Here is a 7,267-nt window from a genome sequence, read left to right on the forward strand (position 1 = left end):
CCTGACAGATTGTGCCTTTGACGGTTAAATTCATAGGAGTCCAAATTTAAGTACTGCGTGGCTTGGTTCATATCCTCATGTCTGAACCGTTAATTGAACTGAAAGGAATCTCCAAAGCATTTGGAGAGCAAATTGTATTAGATTCCGTTGATTTAACCATTTATCGAGGGGAAGCACTGGCAATTGTGGGTCCGTCGGGTACTGGCAAGTCAACAATTCTAAGGATTATGGCGGGTCTGCTTGCACCGGATGAAGGAGAGGTTTGGGTGCAGGGGCACCGCCGCCAAGGGTTGATCGAAGATGCTGAAGACCCGATTGGGATTGGCATGGTCTTTCAACAAGCGGCGCTGTTTGATTCGCTTACCGTGGATGAAAATGTCGGTTTTTTGCTCTATGAACACTCCAACTTGTCCCATGCAGAAATTCAGAAATTAGTGAGTCAGCGACTAGAAATGGTTGGGCTAACTGGCATTGGCGATCGCTATCCGGCACAGTTGTCGGGTGGAATGCGTAAACGAGTTAGCTTTGCCCGTGCCATTATGTCCAATCCAGCTAATCCCAAAGATACGCCAGCAGTGTTGTTATACGATGAACCCACGGCAGGGCTTGATCCGATCGCGTCTACGGTGATCGAAGATTTGGTGCGTCAACTGCAACACTCTCAGGGAGTCTGTGGGACGTATGTGATGGTGACTCACCAAGACAGCACCATTCGGCGGACGGCAGATCGGGTTATCATGCTCTATCGCGGAAAAGTGCAGTGGGAAGGCAGCATTGATGAAATTGATACAACGGACAATCTCTTAATCCGCCAATTTTTTAGCGGTAAGGTGGAAGGACCCATTCAGGTAGCAGGTTAATCATTGTGTGAGGGCAACGTATGCGATCGCGAACAGTGCGAGAAGGTTCAGTAGGCTTACTGATTTTGGCAGGCATTGGATTATTTATTGGGATTGCTTTGTGGCTCCAAGGAATCCAGCTTGGTAAACGCAGCTTCACAATTTTCATTGAATTTGCCAATGCCATCGGGCTACAGGTTGGCGCACCTGTGCGCTATCGCGGGGTAACAATTGGCAAAATTGTCGGAATTCGTCCTCAGCCCAACAAAATTGAAGTTGAAGCAGAAATCTCTCCCGCAACGACTCTCATTCCGAAGCAAGTGATTGCTCAAGTGAACCAGTCGGGGTTAATTAGCCAATCGGCGATCGAACTCACTCCCTTAACCCAACTTCCTCCTAACGTTAAAATCACTCCTTTAGCAAAGGATTGTAACCAAGGATTGATTCTCTGTGATCAGGCGCGTTTGTCGGGTGAAGCCGGCTTTAGCATTGATGAACTAGGACGCGCAACCATCCGATTTGCCAACCTGTATACTGATCCCCAGTTTTTTGCCAATGTTAACGGGGTGGTCAAAAATACCTCGGTCGCCGCTGCCGAAATTGCTTCTCTTAGCCGTGAGTTTACGATGCTCACAAAAGACGCTCGCTCAGAACTCAAAAATCTGTCCTCTTCCGCTCAAGCGATTACCCAAACTGCCAACCAGCTTAGTGCAACTGCCTCTCAGGTAAATAGCTTACTAGCTACAAACCGAGCAACCCTAGTTTCCACCCTAAACAACATCAATGCCACAAGCGGCGACCTACGGGTTTCCATCGGCAAACTAGGTACGGTACTAGGGAAGGTTGAGCAAGGCGAGTTTATTCAAAATTTAGAAACTCTTTCGACTAATGCTGCCAAAGCTTCAGCGAATTTACGATCCGCCAGTGACGCCCTCAATAGTCCTGCAAATCTGCTGGTGCTGCAACAAACCTTGGATTCTGCTAGGGCGACTTTCCAAAATGCTCAGAAAATTACCGCTGATTTAGATGAATTAACCGGAGATCCTAAATTTCGGAGTAACTTAAGAAATCTGGTCAATGGATTGAGCGGCTTAGTCTCTTCAACCCAACAACTTCAGCAACACACCCAAACTGCCCAAATTCTCGCCCCGATCTCGGCTTCTCTAACTCATCCTACCCCAGTTCCCCAACCCGCTGATCCTGCTAATGCCGCTCCCAACAACATTAATAAGCCGCCTAGTAATAACCCTGCTTCACCGCCCCCAGAAGGCATCAGCCAAGAATAAAATGGAAGCCATCGCGGTTTGGTTTTTTAGCGGGAGTGCGATCGCGGTTGAGACAGAATGAGATCGCACTCCAACTATTCAAAACTCAAAACGGTATAAAACACCGCAGTCCATACCCTGCATACTAAGCCCAACTTATTGATATGACTAAGCCCTTACTCCAGGTTGACCAACTAAAAATTGCCTATCCCACGCGGCACGGGAAACTAGAGACGGGTCAATCGCAGCCGATTTGGTCGGTGGATGGAGTTTCGTTTGAACTGCGGGCAGGCGATCGCTTGGGATTAGTCGGCGAGTCAGGGTGCGGCAAATCGACATTGGGACGGGCATTGCTGCGGTTATTGCCAGCGGGAAGTGTAACCCAAGGCAGCATTCAGTTTGCCGGACAATCAGTATTAGACCTGGCACCCTCAGCCTTACGCCGCTTTCGAGGGGAATCAGTAGCGCTCGTGTTTCAAGACCCAATGACGCGGTTAGATGCACTGATGACCATTGGTGATCACTGTGTAGAAACGCTGCAAGCTCACGAGCCAGGATTATCGCGATCGCAGGCAAAAGATCGGGCGATCGCCGTTTTAGAAGCGGTAAAAATTCCTGCCAATCGCTGGGCGCAATATCCCCATGAATTCAGCGGCGGAATGCGGCAACGGGTGGCGATCGCCCTAGCCTTGTTATTGAATCCCAAGCTGATTGTGGCAGATGAACCTACCACCAGCCTAGATGTGACCATATCGGCTCAAATCCTACAGGAATTAACGCGCCTATGTAGTGAACGAGAGATGGCACTGCTGCTGATTTCCCACGATTTAGCGCTAGTTGGGGAATACTGCGATCGCATTGCCGTCATGCATACTGGCAAATTTGTCGAAACAGGCAACACCCAATCCGTCCTCACCCATCCCCAGCACGACTACACGCGATCGCTCCTGCAAGCCGCCCTACATGTGCAAGCGACCAAAACTCTTTCCACCCCTCCACCCCTTCCCCCCTCCACCCCTCTACAATTCAAAACTCAAAACTCAAAACTCAAAATTTCCCCCTCCACCCCCCTTCTCCGCCTGCAAAATCTCAAAAAACACTACAGTTTAGAATCCACCCTGCTCGCCCGATTAGTTTCCGGTAGAGAACAAACCTTGAAAGCCGTAGACGACATTACCCTAGAGATTTATTTCGGTGAAACCCTTGGATTAGTCGGCGAATCGGGCTGTGGCAAAAGCACCCTGTCCCGCACGATTTTGCAGCTTGTGCGTCCTAGCTCTGGACGGGTTGAATTTTTGGGACGCAATTTGCCCGACTTGGCTCGTGCAGACATGCAGCGACAGCGACGAGATCTGCAAATGATTTTTCAAGATCCGCGTGCGTGTCTTAACCCAATGATGACAGTTGGACAAAGCATTGCCGACCCACTCCTGATTCATCAATTAGCCACTCCGATCGCGGCTAAAAAAGCAGTATTAGAAATGCTAGAACGGGTGCAATTAACCCCTGCATCCGCCTACTACTCCTGCTATCCATCGGAGCTTTCTGGAGGGCAACAGCAGCGAGTGGCGATCGCCCGCACCCTGATCACCCGCCCCCAACTCGTCATTTGCGACGAACCCGTGAGTATGCTGGATGCCACCGTGCAGGCGCAGGTGTTGGATTTAATGCAGGAATTAAAACAAGATTTTCACCTGACCTATCTATTTATTACGCACGATCTTTGGGTAGCACGCTATTTTTGCGATCGCATTGCCGTGATGCAAGCCGGAAAAATCGTTGAACTGGGGCAAACCCACGACATTTTCTCTAATCCCCAGCATCTTTATACCCAAACCCTGTTGCAGGCAGCACCGTTGTTAAGCAGGGTCTAAGAGGAAATGTCGAATGTCGAATGTTGAGTGTTGAATGTTGAGTGTTGAACAGTCACTTCTGGTTAGCTTGCCAGCCCTAATATTTCACTGAGCTACAAATGTAGTATAAAACCGAGCGATTTCCAGATTCACTGGTTATCATGAGTGGATGTCTGTCTTTTTGCGATCGCGGGTCGCTTCAATCCTTTGTCAGTACTATTTCTGTCGCCGCATCCCCCAGGCTTTAACCATCATCGCTATGACCTATTTTGATCATTTTGATCCTTACAACTCCAGACAGCCACAAGCGCAGGGGCTTTTAAGCGCGGGATGGCGACCTTACTACCGACAGATTGAGCCTAAATTTTTAGCAGATTTGGTACTACGAGACACCCCTGAACTTGCCCACAAATGGTTTAGTCTCAACAGCAACTTGGCAAACATTGCAGGGCGGAATGAGTTTGCTTGGTGGGCAAATGTCATGAATTTGTTTTCCACTGAGGCGCGGTATCACCTGGATGATTTTTGGAACTACATCACGCCTGATCCGCCTTACCCCGACCATCGCTTTCCCGATATATTAAGTGTGGAAACGCCTATCAAACCGATGATTAGCCGAGATGCGATCGCGATTGATCACGTCTTCAGTCGGCTGAGAGAAATCATCATTCTCAAAATCCTCAAGTTTTTAGGACGACCCACCCTCGTAACTCAGCACTATCTCGATCGCTACTTTTACTTTCCGATTGAGCAATTTGTCAACTGGGAACGGCTTGACGTAATCAACACCGCTTTTGGCTACTGGGAAGACCCGGAAATGTGGCTGCAAATTGACAATGTGGGTAAAGAACGCCGCTTGACCTTACTAGCGCGAGATCTAAAACCCTTGGTTCGCAAAGTGACCCATGGACTGGCAGTCATGCTGAGTGGGTATCAGAGCCGAGTGGGACAGATTCAATCCCAGTTCACGATTCGCAGCTTTCCTAAAGATATTCAAGACTTTACCGATGTGGTGCAGCAAGCAATTTTGGATCAAGATCAATTGGCTGTGCTGGTGAGCGGAGAACCGGGCACGGGTAAAACAGTGTGGACGCAGGCGATCGCGAAAGAAATTTTGGTTTCCTTGGGCTACGTCACCTTTATTTTGGATCATGATGCCGTCCAAAACTTCGCGCCGCCCCCCTATCTAGAGCGCATTTGTCTAATCATCAACGAAGCCGACAACCTCGCCCAAGATCGCTCAATGGAAGTCGCGCAGTATAGCAACAAAACCGAACATATTCTTAGCTTGCTCGATGGCACTCTTTACCGCAGTGTCATCGACGAAATTGGCATGCAATCTGATCAAAAACTGGTGATTCTCATGACCTGCAACACTACTGAACGCCTCGACCCTGCCATGCTGCGTAAAGGGCGCATCGATTTGACCTGTGAATTTACTCACCGCTTTGTTTAGGTATCTTGTGAATTAAGGGCGTGGCATTTGGGCAGCATTTTGCTAACTCAAGCGGCGACTGACTGCCAAATGCCGCGCCCCTACAGCAATCTATAAATCAACGAAAAATTTAGGGGTGGCAAACCTCTCCAAATAAAAAGGTAGACACCAAACCCAAGGCACCCTTTCTTAAAAGGATTGACCCTAGCCAACGCAACCAATTTCTTGATTTTGAAATGGAGGTTGATGTCTACCGCAGTTCATTCACCTGTGGTTTTATATTGGCAAAGCGATATGTCGATGTCGTGTTTCAGAGATGAACTTAAAATGACAGAGAGGGAAACTTGGATTAAGACCGTGTGAGGAGCAAAAAGGGCGTTTCTACGTCTAGCAATGGATGACAATCATCACCTTTTTGTGATGAGAACGTTACCCAAACGTCATCTTCCTTCGCTACAGTTTGAATTAACTCAGTATTCAATTCTATGCAAAATAGGACTCCGATGAACACTTCACCTAACCCCTCTGAATCTCAAAAAACTTCATGGAAAAAGTCTGTGAAAAAGTCCGTTATTTATCTGACGCTGCCGCTGTTTGGAGTAGGGATGACCGTCATGGGCGATCGCGCGATTTCTTCTAGCGCATCAGCCCAGCAATCTGTAGCCCCTTCTAATGCTGCGATCGCTCCAGCGAAACCAATGGAAATTGCTCAAGTGCCCAGCCGTAGTAGTGGCATTCTTTCAGGCGGTGATACCAACTTTGTGGTCAATGCGGTGGAGCGGGTGGGTGCGGCAGTTGTGCGAATCGATTCATCGCGAACGGTGAGAGGGCGCACTCCTGCGATCTTTAACGACCCCATGTTTCGCCAATTTTTTGGTTCCCAGATTCCTTCAGCCCCTTCAAATCGGGTAGAGCGAGGGCAAGGATCAGGTTTCATTATTCGCTCTAATGGGTTAATTGTGACCAATGCCCATGTGGTGAGTGGTGCTGACACGGTGACGGTGACGATGAAAGATGGACGGGAGTTGAAAGGGCGAGTGCTGGGTGCAGATTCCCTGACGGATGTGGCGGTGATTAAGGTAGAGGCGACCAATTTGCCCACAGTGACTTTGGGAAATTCGGAGCGATTGAGACCGGGTGAGTGGGCGATCGCGATCGGCAATCCCCTAGGGTTAGATAACACGGTCACAGTCGGCATCATCAGCGCCACCGGACGCAGTAGTTCTGAGGTGCGCGTTCCCGATAAGCGCGTTAACTTCATTCAAACCGATGCGGCGATTAATCCAGGGAACTCTGGCGGTCCTTTGCTCAACCAGCGCGGTGAAGTAATTGGGGTAAATACGGCGATTATCGGCGGTGCCCAAGGCTTAGGCTTTGCCATTCCAATCAATACGGCTCAAAACATTGCTGAGCAACTGATCGCTAAAGGAAAAGTTGATCATGCTTACTTGGGAATTCGCATGGCAACGCTGACTCCTGCCCTGCGTCAACAAATTAACAGCGATCCTGAAACAAACCTGAAAATCTCGGACGATCGCGGCGTAGTTGTAGTCGGCATCATGCGAAACTCCCCGGCTGCTAGAAGTGGACTGCAACTAGGCGATATCATCCAAAAAATCAATGGTGCCGCGATCGCCACCTCTGATCAAGTACAGAAAGCAGTAGAAAAAAATGCTGTTGGCGGTACTCTTCAAATGGAAGTGAAACGCAGCGGGCGATCGCTCAATCTGGCAGTCCGTTTAGGCATCTTCCCAACTCAAACTGCCCAACTGGGAGAGTAGTCAAACAGGCTCAACGGACTAGTAGGCTGTCAACTTTATTTTGGTGGATAGATGGGAGAGAATAGAGCGGCAGCTACCTCTGAACCAATCATGC

The 7,267-nt window shown here is 49.0% G+C and carries 5 protein-coding genes; all 5 read left to right on the forward strand.

Annotated features, from left to right (window positions below):
- Window positions 1–77: 77 nt before the first annotated feature.
- The 5 genes from AB3R30_RS09025 (at window position 78) to AB3R30_RS09045 (ending at window position 7,173) form a co-directional block, all read left to right on the forward strand.
- Window positions 78–860, forward strand: coding sequence for an ABC transporter ATP-binding protein (locus AB3R30_RS09025; RefSeq protein ID WP_458648845.1), 783 nt, complete (start codon window positions 78–80; stop codon window positions 858–860).
- Window positions 861–880: 20 nt separating this feature from the next.
- Window positions 881–2,125 (forward strand): MlaD family protein, encoded by a 1,245-nt coding sequence (locus tag AB3R30_RS09030; RefSeq protein WP_458648846.1) that lies wholly within the window; start codon window positions 881–883, stop codon window positions 2,123–2,125.
- A gap of 143 nt (window positions 2,126–2,268) precedes the next feature.
- The gene (locus tag AB3R30_RS09035; RefSeq protein ID WP_458648847.1) at window positions 2,269–3,978 is read left to right on the forward strand and encodes a dipeptide ABC transporter ATP-binding protein; all 1,710 of its coding nucleotides are present in this window, start codon (window positions 2,269–2,271) and stop codon (window positions 3,976–3,978) included.
- A gap of 148 nt (window positions 3,979–4,126) precedes the next feature.
- Entirely contained in the window at window positions 4,127–5,413 is a 1,287-nt protein-coding gene (locus AB3R30_RS09040; RefSeq protein ID WP_458648848.1) for an AAA family ATPase, read from the forward strand.
- A 536-nt stretch (window positions 5,414–5,949) separates the two neighbouring features.
- Window positions 5,950–7,173 carry an HhoA/HhoB/HtrA family serine endopeptidase gene (locus AB3R30_RS09045; RefSeq protein ID WP_458648849.1) on the forward strand — a complete coding sequence of 408 codons (1,224 nt, stop codon included), beginning with the start codon at window positions 5,950–5,952 and terminating at the stop codon, window positions 7,171–7,173.
- Window positions 7,174–7,267: the final 94 nt, after the last annotated feature.

It is taken from the genome of Sivoneniella epilithica UHCC 1019 (assembly GCF_040830845.1).
In the GTDB taxonomy this organism is placed as follows: domain Bacteria; phylum Cyanobacteriota; class Cyanobacteriia; order Leptolyngbyales; family Leptolyngbyaceae; genus ULC077BIN1.

What these genes read in the sequence shown, in the direction of transcription:
- AB3R30_RS09025 (WP_458648845.1), top strand. Translation starts at nt 78, where the DNA reads ATGTCTGAACCGTTAATTGAACTGAAAGGAATCTCCAAAGCATTTGGA.
- AB3R30_RS09030 (WP_458648846.1), top strand. Translation starts at nt 881, where the DNA reads ATGCGATCGCGAACAGTGCGAGAAGGTTCAGTAGGCTTACTGATTTTG.
- AB3R30_RS09035 (WP_458648847.1), top strand. Translation starts at nt 2,269, where the DNA reads ATGACTAAGCCCTTACTCCAGGTTGACCAACTAAAAATTGCCTATCCC.
- AB3R30_RS09040 (WP_458648848.1), top strand. Translation starts at nt 4,127, where the DNA reads ATGTCTGTCTTTTTGCGATCGCGGGTCGCTTCAATCCTTTGTCAGTAC.